This window comes from Flavobacterium sharifuzzamanii, from assembly GCF_003254585.1.
Taxonomy (GTDB): Bacteria; Bacteroidota; Bacteroidia; order Flavobacteriales; family Flavobacteriaceae; genus Flavobacterium; species Flavobacterium sharifuzzamanii.
Map to the genome: position 1 here is coordinate 181,917 of NZ_QJGZ01000037.1, position 15,762 is coordinate 197,678.

Sequence of the window (15,762 nt, forward strand, 5' to 3'; positions counted from 1 at the left end):
TGTATAAAAGAAAGTTGTATCTTTATGTGTTGCAAATTTATACAAAATACCATTAATATAGAGAATGAATTCAAATGAAATTGAAATACATAAAGAATTAAAGAAGTATTTCGGCTTTAGCCAATTTAAAGGCTTGCAAGAGCAAGTCATTACGAGTATTTTAGACGAGAAGAATACATTCGTAATAATGCCGACTGGTGGAGGAAAGTCTCTTTGCTATCAACTGCCAGCTTTAATTCAAGAAGGAACAGCAATTGTTGTTTCTCCTTTAATTGCTTTGATGAAAAATCAGGTTGATGCAATTCGAAGCCTTTCGTCTGAAAATGGAATTGCACATGTATTAAACTCCTCTCTAACCAAAACAGAAATTGCTCAGGTCAAAAAAGATATTACTTCTGGATTGACCAAACTTTTGTATGTAGCCCCAGAATCACTAACAAAAGAAGAATATGTAGCCTTTTTACAAAGTGTACCTATTTCTTTTGTAGCCATTGATGAGGCGCACTGTATCTCAGAATGGGGACATGATTTTAGACCAGAGTACAGAAATCTGAGAAATATAATTAAGCAGTTGGGTAAAGTGCCAATTATTGGTCTTACGGCAACTGCGACACCAAAGGTTCAGGAAGATATTCTTAAAAACCTTGATATGGCTGACGCGAATACTTTTAAAGCGTCATTCAACAGACCGAACTTGTACTATGAAGTTCGCACAAAAACAAAAAACATTGAGTCGGATATTATTCGATTCATTAAACAGCATAAAGGCAAATCTGGAATTATTTACTGCTTAAGCCGTAAAAAAGTGGAATCGATTGCCGAAGTTTTACAAGTAAACGGAATCAGTGCTGTTCCTTATCACGCAGGTTTAGATGCAAAAACGCGGGCCAAACATCAGGATATGTTCTTGATGGAAGATGTCGATGTCGTTGTGGCAACAATTGCATTCGGAATGGGAATTGATAAACCAGACGTTCGTTTTGTAATTCACCATGATATTCCAAAATCGCTTGAAAGTTACTATCAGGAAACGGGTCGTGCTGGTCGTGACGGCGGAGAAGGGCATTGTCTAGCGTACTATTCTTATAAGGATGTAGAAAAGCTGGAGAAATTTATGTCTGGAAAACCAGTTGCTGAACAGGAAATTGGTTTTGCACTTTTGCAGGAAGTTGTGGCTTATGCCGAAACTTCAATGTCGCGTAGAAAATTCTTGCTGCATTATTTCGGAGAAGAATTTGACAGCGAAACTGGTGAAGGAGCCGATATGGACGACAACGTTCGTAATCCGAAACATAAAGTTGAAGCCAAAGAGCAAGTGGTTAAATTGTTGGAAATTGTTCGCGATACCAAACATATTTACAAATCAAAAGAAATTGTCTTTACTTTAATTGGCCGTATAAATGCGGTTATTAAAGCACATAAAACAGATACTCAGCCTTATTTTGGTGTAGGTTCAGACCACGACGAAAAATATTGGATGGCTTTATTACGACAAGTTTTGGTAACAGGACTTTTGTCAAAAGATATTGAAACCTATGGAGTAATAAAAATTACGAAAGAAGGTCTTGACTTTATCAAAAAGCCTGTTTCATTTATGATGTCTGAAGATCATGAATACAGCGAAGCAGATGATGAAACTATTGTAACAGGAGGTAAGTCTTCTGGAACTGCAGACGAAGTTTTAACGGGAATGCTTCGTGAACTTCGTAAAAAAGTAGCCAAAAAATTGGGAGTTCCTCCGTTTGTGGTTTTTCAAGATCCTTCAATCGAAGATATGGCTTTAAAATATCCAATAACAATTCAGGAATTATATAATATTCATGGTGTTGGTGAAGGAAAAGCTAAAAAATACGGAAGCGAATTTGTTGCTTTAATCAGTCGATATGTTGAGGATAACGATATTATTCGCCCAGACGATTTAGTAGTTAAATCTACAGGAGTAAATTCTGCCAACAAATTATATATTATTCAGAATATTGATAGAAAACTGCCGTTAAGTGATATCGCTTCCGCGAAAGGACTTTCTATGGATGCGCTTATCAAAGAAATGGAACAAATCGTTTATTCTGGAACTAAACTGAATATCAAATATTGGTTAGATGATATTTTAGATGATGATCAGCAGGAAGAAATACATGATTATTTCATGGAATCTGAATCTGATAAAATCGAAGATGCGCTGAAAGAATTTGATGGCGACTACGATATTGATGAACTGCGTTTAATGCGTATTAAGTTTATTAGTGAAGTAGCGAATTAAAGTAATCAGTGGTCAGTTTTTTAGTGATCAGTGAAATGGCCAATATGACTGTGAAAAGTATTTAGTGTTCAGTGACTATTAAAGCAGATTAGCGAAATAATTTATTTTATAAAAATCAGTAATCAGTTTTTAAGTACTCTCTGAACACTAAAAAACTGATTACTGATCACTATAAACTTCCCCACGATGCGGTTTCAAAGCATCTCTTACCTGAATCATATTTTCGTCAGTTACTACCATAAAAGCTATGGCGTACATTTCGTCTATGATTTTAAATCCAGTAATATTTAAAGGTAGCTTTTCTATTGCAATATATTCTTTAAGGTGTATTTCGTGATGTTCTGCTGTTTTTGCAGAAGCTGGTCCGCGGAAATCCCAGATTAGTTTTATTTTTCTAGACATTTTATTTAAAGGTGCAAAGGTTCAGAGTGACAAAGGTACAAAGTCTTTTTTAAAGGTTCTAAGGTTCTGAGATTCTAAGGTTCTGAGTTTTTTCTGTAGAGACGCACCGCAGTGCGTCTAAACGTTCTCGAAGAAATCTTTTTTAATCTAATTAATCTGTGGCTAAAAATAAATAATAAAGATTTTAGAAAGAGGAAATTTGCTGTGTAATTAACCGCAAAGTGCGCTAAGATTTATTATTTCTTTACTCATAGAAAACACAAAGTTCGCAAAGCTTTATTAATACAAAGCTTTGCGAACTTTGTGTTTTTCTACAACCATACCTTTAAAAAAAACTTAGTGACCTTTGCGGTTAATTACATAAAGTCAGTTCAAAATAGTACTTTTGCATCTTCTTTTCATAGAAAGAAAAGCTAATAGAATAAAAAAGACAAAATGCCAAAAGAACTTTTACTTCAAGTTACACCCGAAATTGCTGCAAACGAATCATTGCTAAAAGACTATTTGTCTAAGCAGATTAAAGTTTCTGCTCAAGAAATTCAGCATGTTTCAATTTTAAAACGCTCTATTGATGCACGTCAGAAAGCGATTAAAATTAATTTGAAAGTTCTTATTTATTTGAAAGGCGAACCTTTTCAAGAAACTAAAATCGAGCTTCCTATATATAAGGATGTTTCCAATGCACAAGAAGTTATAGTTGTTGGCGCTGGCCCAGCGGGACTTTTTGCAGCATTGCAATTAATTGAACTAGGTTTAAAACCAATTGTACTCGAAAGAGGAAAAGACGTTCGTGGCCGTCGTCGTGACTTAAAAGCGATAAATCGTGAGCATATTGTAAACGAAGATTCAAATTATTGTTTTGGAGAAGGTGGAGCAGGAACGTATTCTGATGGAAAATTATATACTCGTTCTAAAAAACGTGGCGATGTAACTCGAATTTTAGAACTTTTAGTGGCTTTTGGAGCTTCTGAAGATATTTTGGTAGAAGCGCATCCACATATTGGAACTAATAAACTTCCAAAAATCATTGAAGACATCAGAAATAAAATTAGAGAATTTGGCGGTCAGGTTTTGTTTGAAACACGTGTAAGCGATATTTTGGTAAAGAATAATGAAGTTGAAGGAATCGTAACGCATAACGGAGATAAAATTCACGCCAATAAATTAATCTTAGCAACAGGACATTCGGCGCGTGATATTTTTGAATTATTAGATAAAAAGAAAATTTTAATAGAAGCAAAACCTTTTGCTTTAGGAGTTCGTGCAGAACACTCGCAGGAACTAATTGACAGCATTCAATACAGCTGTGATTTCCGTGGAGAGCATTTGCCACCAGCACCATATTCTATAGTAAAACAAGTTAACGGTCGTGGAATGTATTCATTCTGTATGTGTCCAGGAGGTGTAATTGCGCCTTGTGCGACAAGTCCGGGTGAAGTGGTTACAAATGGTTGGTCGCCATCTAAACGAGATCAATCAACAGCAAATTCTGGAATTGTGGTCGAATTAAAATTAGAAGATTTTAAGCCTTTTGCAAAATTCGGCGCTTTGGCCGGAATGGAATTTCAAAAAAGTATCGAACAAAAAGCTTGGCATTTGGCAGGAGAAACTCAAAAAGTTCCAGCTCAAAGAATGATTGATTTTACGAAAAGCAAAGTTTCAGCAGATATTCCGAAAACTTCTTATGTACCAGGAACTACTTCAGTAGAATTGGGACAAGTTTTTCCAGGATTTTTAACTCAGATTATGCGTCAAGGATTTCAGGATTTTGGAAAATCAATGCGAGGTTATTTAACTAACGAAGCCATTTTACATGCGCCAGAAAGCAGAACCTCATCTCCAGTGAGAATTCCGAGAGATCCAATGACATTAGAGCATTTGCAAATCAAAGGTTTATATCCTTGCGGAGAAGGTGCAGGTTATGCTGGCGGAATTATTTCAGCAGCAATTGATGGCGAAAAATGTGCCTTAATGATTGCTGAATCCTTGAAATAACCTGTTTTTTTGTAGTAAAAGTTTTATATTTTTGTAAAATATTTTAAACTTTTAAATCTAATAAAAAATGACGCCACAGGATATTGAAAAGAAATATGGATTTGAATTTCCACTTTTGTACAAACAATTAGAAGCAGAAGGTATGCTTAATGTTGGAGAATACGGACCTAATTGGTCTTCTGAAGTATATCCAAAATTAAAAGAGAATCCGCCTTTGCTTTTGCATTCTTATGATTTTGAGCTGCTTACTCTAGAGGGAGTTAATGAGGAAATAAAACAACTTAGGGATCCAGAAGATTATCGTCAGATTAGAAAGGAATTTAAATTTATTCCTTTTGCACAAAGCTATGGCGGTGATCATTATTGTTTTTTCTTAAATGAAGAAAAGAATGGTGAAATGCCAATAGTTTTTCTCTCACATGATGCAGTTGAAGCAGATTATTTAGCAAAAAATTTACAAGATTTTATTTTTAAAATGTTTTTGACTGATATGGCATATTTTGATAATGAAGATGTTAGTGATCAAGAGCTTAAAAACAATCTTGAAAGTATGTTTAGAACTCATAAAAAATACTTAACACATCAACAACAAGACATTTTACAAAACATATTAAATCGGGAAATTATAGATTATGAAATTTCATTTTCTTATGGTAATGAAGAAGCAAAAGGATTATTAACTGATGATGAAAAGAATATTTTGCTTAATGAAATTATTCCTTTCGACAAAATGGGTACAAGTTTTGAATATTCAGATGAGGAATAAATTTAGTTTTGGATTCAAAATATGTACTGATGGTTGCGTAATCCTTGAAATAATTGGGCCTTAGGTTTTTCATGCAATAAAAAGATTGTTATCTTAGTATTCTGATTTTAATAGAATATTCCCCCAAAGATGACAATACAAGAAATCGAAAAAAAATACGGATTTGAATTTCCGCTCTTATACAAACAGTTAGACGCAGACGGCATGTTGGATGTCGGAGAATATGGTCCAAATTGGTATACAGAGGTTTATCCTACTTTAAAAGATAATCCACCTTTGCTTTTGCATTCGTATGATTTTGAATCGCTGAATTTGAAATCGGTTGCCGAAGAAATAGAAGAGCTCAGAGATCCAGAAGATTATCGAAATATAAATCCAGAATTTAAATTTATTCCGTTTGCTAAAAGTGGCGGCGGCGATCATTATTGTTTTTTCTTAAACGAAGAAAACAATGGCGATGTGCCGATTGTTTTTGTTTGGCACGATTCCAACGAGGTCAATTATCTGGCAAAAAACCTTCAGGATTTTATCTTCAAAGTTTTGTTGATTGATATGTCAAAACAAGATGTCTACAATGAACTGACGGATGAAGAGTTTAGAGATGATATTGAATCAGTTTTTAAATCGCATAAAAAGTATTTGACAGAACAGCAAAATACAATTCTGTCAGCTATATTAGAACGAGATATAATTGATTATGAAATACATGTTTCGCCAAAAATAGTAGAATCAGCAAGAGGATTATTGACAGATTTCGAATTAGAATCGATTGTTAATGAAGTAATTCCTTTTGATAAAATGAATCAGAGTTTTAAATATTCAAACGATTAACTTTTTAATGTAAAATATTTCATGGGCTTTTTCTCCAATTTATTTAATAGAAACAACGATCCGAAATCAATCATTTCTTTTGATGTCATTGATTCGATCTATAGTAATTTACATCACGTATCGAATAGTATAGAGTTCAAAGTAAAAGGAATTCATGACACGGTTACCGTAAATTTATATTCTGTTCCTTCTTCATTAGATCACGAAGAGGGAAGAGCAGAAGTTAAAAAAGCGGGATTTAATAATGCGTATGAAGTTCTGAACGAACTCTATAAAAAACTTAATATTGGAGGCCTGTCAGAAGAAGCGATGCAGGATGATTTACAGTATGATTTTATTCATATTCAGTTTTATTCAAGGCCAAGTGAGGAAATGAAAAAACACTTTACAAGTGTGATTAATAATTTCATGATTTTCTTTTGCTGCACCAATAGTTTAGAAGTAAACGATTTTAGAATGTTATATTCTAGCAGTCATTTTTCAGATTATGTAAAAGGTTTGCTAGATTCAGAATATCTTGATTTTAAGAACCCTCAAAATGAAACTCAGGAAATAGGAATTAAAGATTTTAAAAAAGTCTTGCAAGCCATTTGCCAGTATTTTAATATCGAAATTCCTGCTGATGTTGAGCTTCCGTCTTCAGAAAATCTAGTACTAGATGATAAAGCGGCCGTGGAGGATTTTGAAGAATTCGTCAAATTAGTTTCGAGAAATAGTATTGAGGAAAATGAGGTGAAAAAATATTCAGAGAAGCTTTTTGAAAGTTTCAATGCCGAAGCTAAAACGTATTATGAGACTACAGAAGATCATTTTAGTTTTTTTGACGAAATAAATACTTGGCATAGCGATTGGAAATTTGATCCAGAAGACGCAGAGTATTTTATTTCTGAGATGCTTGGTGAAGATTTCAAATTTGATTATCCAGAAGAAACCTATAGTCATGATTTGTTTCCATATATTCAAACTGAATTGGAAAAGTCAAATCTAGAGTTATTGACTTACGAAACGTATGGAGATAGTTATTTGTTTTTTGTGGTGAACAAAGATGAAGTAGAAAGAATTTTAGAACTATCTGACCGAACTAAAATTGAAGTTACTCAGCTGTAAAATATTGCCACGAATTACACCAATTTTCACGAATTGTAATTTTTAATATTAAAAAATTAGTGCAAATTGGTGTAATTCGTGGCGAAAAAAAATTAAGGAATCAAAATAATTTTTCCTGTGCTTTTTCTGCTTTCTAAGAAATCGTGCGCCAGTTTTCCTTCAGACAATTTGAAAGATGTCGGTTCTGAAAGTTTGATTTTTCCTTCTGTAATCCAGCTGAATAACTGAGTTGCTCTTTTGATTCGTTCTTCTTTAGAGTTTAAATAACTCCATAAATCGCCACCCGTTAAAGTTTTAGAACCGTCCATTAACATTCTTGGATCTACAGGTGCAGGATCGCCGCCTGCCATTCCGAAGAAAACAACTTGTCCGCATTCTTTAGTGACTTCAAAACTTTCCATTAAAGTGCTTCCGATACTGTCATAAACAACATCAACACCGTTTGGAGCCACTTCAAAAACTTGCGATTTCCAATCGTCATTATAAAGAAAAACATGGTCTGCACCTTGCTCAAATCCGATTTTTGCTTTTTCTGTAGATGAGGTTAAGCCAATAACGGTTGCGCCAAGAAGTTTACTGATCTGAGTTAGAATCTGTCCAACTCCGCCAGCAACCGCATGTATTAAAACAGTTTCTCCATTGGCAGTTTTATGGCTGTCTGTTGCAAGATAGTGAGCAGTTAAACCTTGAAGTAAAACCGAAGCCGCAGTTTCAAAAGAAATATTTTCAGACAACGGAATAATATGATTTACATTAACGGCAACCAATTCTGCATTGGCAAAAGGTGCATCGGCAAAAGCCACGCGATCACCAACTTTGTATTCTGGATGATTGTTGGCATCGACCACAATTCCTGCTCCTTCATAACCAGCAATAAAAGGTGGATTTCCTTTTAGATGATAATTTCCTTTTCGGCGGTAAACATCAGCAAAATTTAATCCGATGGCTTTCATCTCAACTAAAATCTCATCTCTTTTTAATTGTGGATTAGGGATTTCTATATATTCTAAAACATCTGATTCTCCAAAAGAAGAAAAGGTAAGTGCTTTCATTTTTAGTTTTTTGAGTATACAAAGAACGGAAAATATATTGGCTCCATTTTAAAGATAATCTTAAAAATAAAAAAAAGTAACAACTTGAATTCAGGTTGTTACTTTGAGTTAAATTAAACAGGCTGAGATACCTGTAATAGTTTATTTTTTAGGTTTTATTTCTGTTACAATCAAATTCACAGTTGTATCTCCTAAATTTTTTGCCATATGTGTAACTGCAGGTATAAACATGGCATCCCCAGCTTTAATATCCACAATAACGGGAGCTTTGCCTTTATCGGTTATTTCAATTTTTCCATCAGTTAATGCATAGATGGTGTGGTCAGGATGATGATGCCATGGAATTGTTTCTCCCGGAGTAATCTCAACTTGCAATATTCTTACTCTTTCATTCTCAAGAAGTACTTTTTTATATGCATTAGGTGCTGCTTTTAAAGGGTCTTGCGCATAGATATTCACACTTAATATCAAAAGTAATAGTATGAATAGAGACATTAAATTCTTTTTAATTGTTTTCATTTCATTTCTTTTTTATTGGTTAAATTTTTCCAGAATTGTTTATTGTGTGTTCTTTTTGAGAACTTTGTCTGGGTTGTGTTTTATGAAAAAGACAAAGCTCTCTTGCGATGCATTTTTTTAAATTAATGCGAAGAGGCAGAATTTTCCTGATTCGAAAAATTACAGTTAGGATGATATTTAACTAGAAAAATTGGATTTCATTTTGCAGATATGAGATCCTTGGATTTAGATACTGAAGATTCCCATGTTACCTGTTTGAATCCGTCGTTTTTTTTCGGCTTATCTTCACAGGTTTGGGAAATTGAAGTGCGATAAATAGTGTCCATTTTTGGGACTACTAATTTACAAAAAAAAGAGATGTGGAATGTTTTAAAATTGAATTATTAGTCTTGTTTTTGTTTGTAACTAGTTTGTTTTTAATTGTTTGTGTTTATTTTGATTCTGATATTTATGAAATTATAGAAAAACCCATTAGTAAATACTTTTTATTTACTAATGGGTTTATAATTGTTTTAAGCTTTTGTTTTTAACTTGCTTTTAAAACTTTTCAGAGATTATATTTTAGGCAATTTCATATCATTAAAAGTGCTTTTCTGTTTTGCTAAAGCTTCAATATCTTGCCATTTTCTAGGAGAATCAGCAGAAAGGTTTTCATATGAATCTTTTAGCATTAAAATATCATCTTCGATACGAACACCAATGTTCCACCATTTTTTATCGCATTTGCTGTTTGCTGGAATGTAGATTCCAGGTTCTACAGTAAGAATCATGTTTTCTTTTATAAGAGTTTGTGGCCCATTGTAAGTTCCTTTGTCGTGAACGTCTAAACCAAGAAAGTGTGAGCATGAGTGCGGATAATATAATTTTACATCTTTTGGGTCTGTAATAATTCCTAATTTAATTAAACCTTTTGCTATTACATCTTTTGCAGTTTCGTTTAAAGCCACTAGCGGAGTTCCTTCTTTACAGATTTTAAAAACCGCTTCTTGAGCATCATATACGATTTGATAAATCGCTTTTTGTTCTTCAGTAAATTTTCCGTTTGCCGGAATTGTTCTAGTTACGTCTGCAGAATAGCCGTGATACTCAGAACCAACATCCATTAATAATAATTGATTGTCAATTTTTGTGGCATTGTTTTCCCAATAGTGCAAGATGCATCCGTTTGCTCCAGCTCCTACAATTGGTCCGTAGCCTTCGCCTTCTGCGCCGTAATGTTTGTGAATATAAGCGTGAATTCCGTCAGCTTCGTTTTCACTCATATCTGGACCTACAGCTTTCATCACTTCATTGTGGGCAACACAAGAAAGTTTTACTGTTTTGCGCATCAAAATAAGTTCTTCTGGAGTTTTTATTTCACGAAGTGAACTGGTAATTTTATTGAATAATTCTGTTGAGGTTTCATTTGCTTGTGTAATTCCAGCTTTAGATTTAAATGATTTTAATAATGCATATAAATTATCAGGATTTTTGTTTTCTGCTACATCTGTTGGAAATTTATCATAGATTACTTTATCAAATTTTGCAAAATCAATGGCAAACGCATTAAAATCTTTTCCGTTATAAACAGTTGTAAAACCTAGTTTCGTTTTTGCGCCTTCAATTCCCAAACGTCTACCTGTCCACATTTCGTGCGCAGCATTTCTTTCTCTAACAAAAAGAACTTCATTGTACTTTTCTGTTCCTTGTGCTTCTTTAAAAATTAATAATATAGCATCTGGTTCTTTGTATCCTGATAAATAATACATATCTGGATTTGCATGGTAATTGTAATCGACATCTCTAGAGAAGACTCTTTCTGGATAAGAAAAAACAACAGCAACTGAATTAGCAGGCATTAAAGCTCTAAAAGCTTCGCGACGTCCTTGATGAAATTCTTTTGTGAGATAATCTGTTGGGAGGTTTTCTTGCGAATGAGCGAATGGCGCTGTCAAAGCAAATACAAACAAGAAGAGAAATTGCTTCATTTTTTGGTTTTTTATTAATGATTTTTGGTTTTTTGATCGATGCAAATTACAAAAAAAATAATGTCGCTTGTTTTATTTTAAACATTTGAGCCATAAAACTTTAAATAAATTGTAGTAACTTAGAGACAGAAAATTACGGTTTATGCTAAAAATAAAACTTCGATAAACCTGTAAGCGGGCACGAATATTGAGAAAAGAATTTTTATAGAATTATTTTAAACTTCAAAAAACAAATTATAAATCTTTAAAATCCACTTTTATGAAAAAATACACATTTGCAGTCCTTTCAGTTTTAACTTTATTATTTGCTTCATGTACGGCGTCAAAATCTGCTTCTAATGATGGCGATTTATTTGGCACAACTTGGGAGTTGGAATATATCTCAGGGCCAAGAATTGCTTTTGAAGGATTATACCCAAATAAAAAACCACAGCTTACTTTTGAACAAAAAGAAACAAAAGTTTATGGCAATAACGGATGTAACGGTTACAGTGCGTCTTATACTTTAAAAGGAAAGTCTTTGACTTTTGGACAAGAGGGGCCAACTACAATGATGTTTTGTGAAGGTGGTGGTGAACAAGTATTCTTAAAACAAATTAGACAAATTACAAGTTATTCTATTGATAAAGACGGTAAACTAAATTTAATTCAGGGCGATATTCCGGTAATGAGATTTAAAAAAGTGGCTAAACAATAGTTTTAAAACTAAAATAAAAAAAAAGGCTGTCTCTAAAGGGCAGCTTTTTTATTGTACGAAATGTTTTAAAGTTTATTTTATCTGTTAAAACCCCAGCGGGGTAAAATATTTATAGAATTGCAATAAGACAAATAAATAAAAGCTCCGGAGGAGCAACATATTTTTTTTGCAACCTAAATATATATCGCTCCTCTGGAGCTTTATGTTGTAAGAATTTGTTTTTTACTATAAATATTTCGCTTCTCTGAAGCTTACAAAAAAGAGTAATCTTTTTGAAATAGTTTTTATGCTAAAGCTAATTGGTTTTCAATTTCAACTGCTTAATATTTTTACTGATAATATTTTTATCGGATGCCGTTTTTGCTAAACCAAATGCGGTTTCAAAATGCTGTGATGCTTTTTTTGCATCAATTTCAGAATAAAGATTTCCGAGTAAAGAATAGTAAAAATGATTATCAGTTAAATTCAGTTTTTCAGCTTCTTTGATAGCTTCTTCTTTTCCGTTTACTTTAGACAAAGCATAAGTTCTGTTTAAAGCCACAATTGGTGAATATTCTAAAATGATCAGATTGTTGTAGAGTTCCAGAATATTTTTCCATTTCTCTGTGGTTTCTTTTTTAATAGTATGCCAATAGGCAATTCCGGCTTCTAAATGATATTTTGAAAGTGTGTTTCCTGTTGAAGATTGGCTTAAAAAATAAGTTCCTTTGTCTACTAATTCCTGATTCCAAAGTGATTGATCCTGATCTTCGTATAAAATAATTTCGCCGTTTAAACCCGTTCGCGCATCAAATCTTGAAGAATGAAAACACATCAAAGCCATCAAAGCATTAGTTTGTGGCAGATTTGTGCTTTCGTTTTGAATTAATAAAAAAGTCAGGCGCATGGCTTCGGTACAAAGATCTTTTCGTAAAGTGGTGTTTTGCGAAATAGAGTAGTAGCCTTCAGAATAAAGCAGATAAATGGTTTTTAGAACCGTTTGTATTCTGTCTTTTATTTCAGCGTTGTTCGGATGCTGAATTTTTATATTTTCTTCTTTGAGTTTTTCTTTGGCTCGATTAATTCTTTTGTAAATAACTTCTCTGTTAGATAAAAAAGCATCGGAGATTTCATTTATTCCAAAACCACATAATAAATTTAAAGCAAGAGCAATTTGAGCTTCTTCAGAATTACACGGATTACAAACCGTGAAAATCATAGCAAGCTGACTGTCGGCAATATTCTGATCAGATAAATCGATATCTATTTCAGGATTGTTTAATGGAGTGTTGTGTTTTATTTCGGTAACTATTTTGGTTTCAAAAACGTTATTTCTTTTCAGGTAGTTTTTGGTTTTGTTTTTGGCAACGGTATAAAGCCAAGCAGAAGGGTTTTCTGGAATTCCTTTAATAGCCCAAGTTTCTGAAGCGGTCAAAAAAGTATCGCTTACAATATCTTCTGCAATTTCGATATGCTGAATTCCGAATAAGCTGCAGAGAACTGAAACTATTTTTTGATATTCGGTTCGGAATAAATTGGGTAAAAGTTCTTTGTGATCCATATTTTTAAGAAAAAATGCCTAAGTAAAGATACAAAGGCATTTTTATTTCAGTTGGTTTATTATTAAACACCCATTCTAATTTCAACATTTCCGCCAAAATTTAAAACTGGACATCCTTGTGCAATTTCCGTTGCCTCGTCATAATCTTTGGCTTTAATGATTATTAAGCCACCGATTGATTCTTTAATTTCAACAAATGGACCATCAGTTACTCCTTTAGAATTGACTAGTTTTCCTTGTCCGTCCCAACGCTGCAAAGGTCTAGCCAGTTTATCTTGAGCGGCAAGGCTTCCAAACCAGTTTTGCCATTGTTGCAAGTGCTGTTGGTATTCTTCTGGAGAGGGCTGTGCTTCTTTTGTTTTAAAATCTCTTCTGAAAATCAATAAAAACTCATTCATTTTTTCATGTTTTTATAATTGAATAATCTGCTTTAAGTTGTATAAAGTTAATTGTTTTTAGAAAATAAAAACCAATTATTATTTATCCAAACTGCCCAACTCTATAAGTTCCAGGTACATTAGCAAAAGTAATATTAAGACGATTCCAAGCATTAATTGCTGCAACTGCAAGTGTAAGATCGATTAATTCTTGCTCTGTAAATTCAGCTTTTGCAATTTCGTAAATTTCGTCTGGAACATCGCAGGCATTTACTGCTTCTGCTAGAGCAAGAGCAACTCTTTCTCTTTTTGTGTAATAAGGAGCTTCTCTCCAAACACTTAATCCAAATAAACGTTGTGGTGTTTCTCCAGCGGCTAAAGCTTCTTTTGAGTGCATGTCTAAACAATAACCGCAGTTGTTGATTTGAGAAATTCTGAAATTTATTAATTCCATAAGAGATGCTTCAATTGTTCCTTTTTTCAAGTAACCGCTGATTCCAAATAATGTGCTAACTGCTTTTTGACCTTGTTCGAATAAATTAAGTCTAGTTTCCATGATGTATATTTTTTAATTGTTTATACCCTAATAACAATCGAACTTTCAGGATTGGACAAAAAAAGATGAAAAAAGTGAAATTATTTTTCAATTAAGAGGAGAAGCCAATATTTATAAGGAGTTAGTAAACAAAAAAAGAATGATTAAATCGAAGAATTTATAAAATTATCTTGTCAGCAAGCCCCAGCGGGGTAAAATATCTATAGAATTTCAATAAGACAAATAAAAAAGCTCCGGAGGAGCGACATATTTTTTATTAATCTAATATATGTCGCTCCTCCGGAGCTTTATGTTGTATACATTTATTCTTTACTATAAATATTTCGCTTCTCCGAAGCTTGAAAAAAAAGAGACTGTCTCCGAAAAGACAGTCTTTATAATATAGGTTAATATTCTTTATTTCTTTTTGAGTTTATCTTTAAAAACCTTTTCAAACTTTTCTATTTTAGGCTGAATCACCATTTTGCAATACGGCTGATTTTTATTGTTGGCATAATAGTTTTGATGATAATCTTCGGCTTTATAGAAAACTTTAAAAGGTTCCACTTTTGTTACGATTGGACTGTTATACACTTTTGCTTTGTTGAGGTCGGCAATAATGCTTTGAGCCGCTTTTTTCTGTTCTTCATTTTTATAAAAGATAACAGAACGGTATTGTGTTCCTACATCAGCTCCCTGACGATTTAAAGTTGTGGGGTCATGAACAGTAAAAAAGACTTTGAATATTTCGTTAATATCGGTTACATTTTTGTCGTAAGTAATCTGGACAACTTCAGCGTGACCGGTTTCTCCTGTACAAACTTCTTCGTAAGTTGGATTTGCGACTTTTCCGCCAGAAAATCCAGAAACAACAGATTTTACTCCATCAAGATTTTCGTAAACGGCTTCAACGCACCAGTAACATCCTCCGCCTAGTGTTATAGTTTCTAGATTCGCTTTTTTGTTTTGAGAAATGCCATTTAGCGAAAGCGCAAAAAGGCATATTAAAAGTATGTTTTTCATTTTGTGATTATTTATTATCAGGAATAAAATCAAGAGCAATCGAGTTCATGCAGTAGCGTTTTCCTGTAGGTGGAGGGCCGTCGTCAAAAATGTGGCCTAAATGTCCACCACAGCGTCCACAAAGTGTTTCAATTCTTTCCATTCCAAGAGAATTATCTTCTTTAAAGACAATACTTTTTTTATTCTCTTGTTCAAAAAAACTTGGCCATCCGCAGCTGCTGGAAAATTTTGCTGTAGATCTAAATAGCAAATTACCGCATGAAGCGCAATAGTAAGTTCCTTTTTCGTCAGTATTCCAATATTTTCCTGTAAAAGGTCTTTCTGTGTCGGCTTCGCGCATTACAGCATAAACATCTTCAGGTAAAACCTTTTTCCATTCGGCATTGCTTACGTTTAGCTTTGTGGTGTCGGTATTTGAATAATAAGGATTTCCGGGCTTGCTGATTTTATTTTCCATAACAGCTGTTTTTGCAGGTTGTTTTTTTGTGTTTTGTCCGCATGCCTGAAAAATAAAAAGCGGAATCAAAAAACAAAGGCTGAAAATTAGGTTTTTAGATTTCATAAGTTCTTAGGTGCATTAATCTGTATATCAAAGATACGTCGAGAACTAGCTTCAAATTACAGACTCTGTTATTATTGAGATTTTTTTAAGTGTGTTTTAACTTTTTATTAGTTACGTAAAACAACGCAA

Annotated in this window: 15 protein-coding genes; 6 read left to right on the forward strand and 9 right to left on the reverse strand. The window is 33.4% G+C overall.

What is annotated here, in order from left to right; all coding sequences use genetic code 11:
* Positions 1-64 precede the first annotated feature (64 nt).
* The gene (gene recQ, locus DMA14_RS09440) at positions 65-2,260 is read left to right on the forward strand and encodes a DNA helicase RecQ (protein ID WP_111424449.1); all 2,196 of its coding nucleotides are present in this window, start codon (positions 65-67) and stop codon (positions 2,258-2,260) included.
* 159 nt (positions 2,261-2,419) lie between these two features.
* On the opposite strand, the gene DMA14_RS09445 is transcribed toward recQ, so the two are convergent.
* Positions 2,420-2,662, reverse strand: a complete 243-nt coding sequence (locus tag DMA14_RS09445) for a hypothetical protein (protein ID WP_111424450.1) — start codon at positions 2,660-2,662, stop codon at positions 2,420-2,422.
* Between the two features lie 435 nt (positions 2,663-3,097).
* On the opposite strand from DMA14_RS09445, the gene DMA14_RS09450 reads away from it, so the two are divergent.
* The 4 genes from DMA14_RS09450 to DMA14_RS09465 all read left to right on the forward strand — a co-directional run bounded on the left by DMA14_RS09450 (position 3,098) and on the right by DMA14_RS09465 (position 7,361).
* Positions 3,098-4,657 carry an NAD(P)/FAD-dependent oxidoreductase gene (locus DMA14_RS09450; protein ID WP_111424451.1) on the forward strand — a complete coding sequence of 520 codons (1,560 nt, stop codon included), beginning with the start codon at positions 3,098-3,100 and terminating at the stop codon, positions 4,655-4,657.
* 67 nt (positions 4,658-4,724) lie between these two features.
* Complete coding sequence (locus DMA14_RS09455) at positions 4,725-5,423, forward strand: SMI1/KNR4 family protein (RefSeq protein ID WP_111424452.1); 699 nt, start codon at positions 4,725-4,727, stop codon at positions 5,421-5,423.
* A gap of 129 nt (positions 5,424-5,552) precedes the next feature.
* Positions 5,553-6,254: an SMI1/KNR4 family protein gene (locus tag DMA14_RS09460; RefSeq protein ID WP_111424453.1), complete on the forward strand. Its 702-nt coding sequence runs from the start codon at positions 5,553-5,555 to the stop codon at positions 6,252-6,254.
* A 21-nt stretch (positions 6,255-6,275) separates the two neighbouring features.
* Positions 6,276-7,361: a DUF6630 family protein gene (locus tag DMA14_RS09465; protein ID WP_111424454.1), complete on the forward strand. Its 1,086-nt coding sequence runs from the start codon at positions 6,276-6,278 to the stop codon at positions 7,359-7,361.
* A 92-nt stretch (positions 7,362-7,453) separates the two neighbouring features.
* Here DMA14_RS09465 and DMA14_RS09470 read toward each other — a convergent pair whose 3' ends face one another.
* The 3 genes from DMA14_RS09470 to DMA14_RS09480 form a co-directional block, all read right to left on the reverse strand.
* On the reverse strand, positions 7,454-8,413 hold the full coding sequence (locus tag DMA14_RS09470) for a quinone oxidoreductase family protein (RefSeq protein ID WP_111424455.1): 960 nt from the start codon (positions 8,411-8,413) through the stop codon (positions 7,454-7,456).
* Between the two features lie 141 nt (positions 8,414-8,554).
* On the reverse strand, positions 8,555-8,932 hold the full coding sequence (locus tag DMA14_RS09475; protein ID WP_111424456.1) for a cupin domain-containing protein: 378 nt from the start codon (positions 8,930-8,932) through the stop codon (positions 8,555-8,557).
* Between the two features lie 554 nt (positions 8,933-9,486).
* Positions 9,487-10,899, reverse strand: coding sequence for an aminopeptidase P N-terminal domain-containing protein (locus tag DMA14_RS09480; protein WP_111424654.1), 1,413 nt, complete (start codon positions 10,897-10,899; stop codon positions 9,487-9,489).
* A gap of 259 nt (positions 10,900-11,158) precedes the next feature.
* Here DMA14_RS09480 and DMA14_RS09485 point away from each other — a divergent pair, with 259 nt between their 5' ends.
* Positions 11,159-11,596, forward strand: a complete 438-nt coding sequence (locus tag DMA14_RS09485; protein ID WP_111424457.1) for an META domain-containing protein — start codon at positions 11,159-11,161, stop codon at positions 11,594-11,596.
* 295 nt (positions 11,597-11,891) lie between these two features.
* Here the strand turns inward: DMA14_RS09485 and DMA14_RS09490 are convergent, their stop codons facing one another.
* From DMA14_RS09490 to msrB, 5 genes are all read right to left on the reverse strand, one after another.
* Positions 11,892-13,136: an RNA polymerase sigma factor gene (locus DMA14_RS09490; RefSeq protein WP_111424458.1), complete on the reverse strand. Its 1,245-nt coding sequence runs from the start codon at positions 13,134-13,136 to the stop codon at positions 11,892-11,894.
* Positions 13,137-13,198: 62 nt separating this feature from the next.
* Positions 13,199-13,534 carry a YciI family protein gene (locus DMA14_RS09495; RefSeq protein ID WP_111424459.1) on the reverse strand — a complete coding sequence of 112 codons (336 nt, stop codon included), beginning with the start codon at positions 13,532-13,534 and terminating at the stop codon, positions 13,199-13,201.
* Positions 13,535-13,616: 82 nt separating this feature from the next.
* Positions 13,617-14,069 carry a carboxymuconolactone decarboxylase family protein gene (locus DMA14_RS09500; RefSeq protein ID WP_111424460.1) on the reverse strand — a complete coding sequence of 151 codons (453 nt, stop codon included), beginning with the start codon at positions 14,067-14,069 and terminating at the stop codon, positions 13,617-13,619.
* Between the two features lie 396 nt (positions 14,070-14,465).
* A complete protein-coding gene (gene msrA, locus DMA14_RS09505) occupies positions 14,466-15,071 on the reverse strand; it encodes a peptide-methionine (S)-S-oxide reductase MsrA (RefSeq protein ID WP_203418280.1) in 606 nt (201 codons plus the stop codon).
* Positions 15,072-15,078: 7 nt separating this feature from the next.
* Positions 15,079-15,633, reverse strand: a complete 555-nt coding sequence (gene msrB / locus DMA14_RS09510) for a peptide-methionine (R)-S-oxide reductase MsrB (RefSeq protein WP_111424461.1) — start codon at positions 15,631-15,633, stop codon at positions 15,079-15,081.
* Between the last annotated feature and the right edge of the window lie 129 nt (positions 15,634-15,762).